Origin of the sequence: Pseudoxanthomonas kaohsiungensis, assembly GCF_010211765.1 — a bacterium.
GTDB classification, from domain to species: domain Bacteria; phylum Pseudomonadota; class Gammaproteobacteria; order Xanthomonadales; family Xanthomonadaceae; genus Pseudoxanthomonas; species Pseudoxanthomonas kaohsiungensis.
Genome location: NZ_PDWO01000068.1, coordinates 1 through 548 on the forward strand (window position 1 = coordinate 1; position 548 = coordinate 548).

1 protein-coding gene is annotated in these 548 nt (G+C 67.0%); it reads left to right on the forward strand.

Going from position 1 to position 548, the window contains the following annotated elements; genetic code table 11:
• Nucleotides 1-494, forward strand: a 494-nt coding sequence (locus CSC66_RS17330) for a tetratricopeptide repeat protein (RefSeq protein ID WP_162378645.1), incomplete at its 5' end; no start/stop codon positions are given.
• Between the last annotated feature and the right edge of the window lie 54 nt (nucleotides 495-548).

Below are 548 nucleotides of genomic sequence, written 5' to 3' on the forward strand. Positions count from 1 at the left end.
GCTTCATCGCGCTCGGCCAGATCGGCATCGCCGAACAGGCGCTGCGCAATGCCCTCGGCCTCAATCCGGATTACGTCGACGCGCGGATTTCGATGGGCCAGTTGATGATGCGCGAAGGACGGCCGGCCGAAGCGTGGCAGGAATTCGAGCGCGCCATGAAGGTCCATCCCGGCCATCCGCTCGCGCTGGTGGGCCGTGGCGACCTGCGCGGCCTGCGCGGGGACCTGGCCGGCGCCGTCGAGGACTACCGGCAGGCGCACACGACCGCACCGGATGTCCCGGAAATCGTCGCGGCGCTGGTGCTGGGCCTGGGCGCGGCCGGCGACGCCGACCAGGCGCGGGAGGTGCTGCTGGCCGCACTGCAGAGGCAGCCGGCCAGCACCGAGCTCCGCCGCCTGCAGCTGAGCATGCTCAGGAACGACGGCGAAGCTTCGCTCGCCGCCTGCCGGGAATGGAGTGCCGTGGACCCCGACAACCTCAAAAAAAAAAACTAAATGGGAAATAGTGGACAGTCAATATGGCAACTATCTGAAGACGTGGACGTAGCA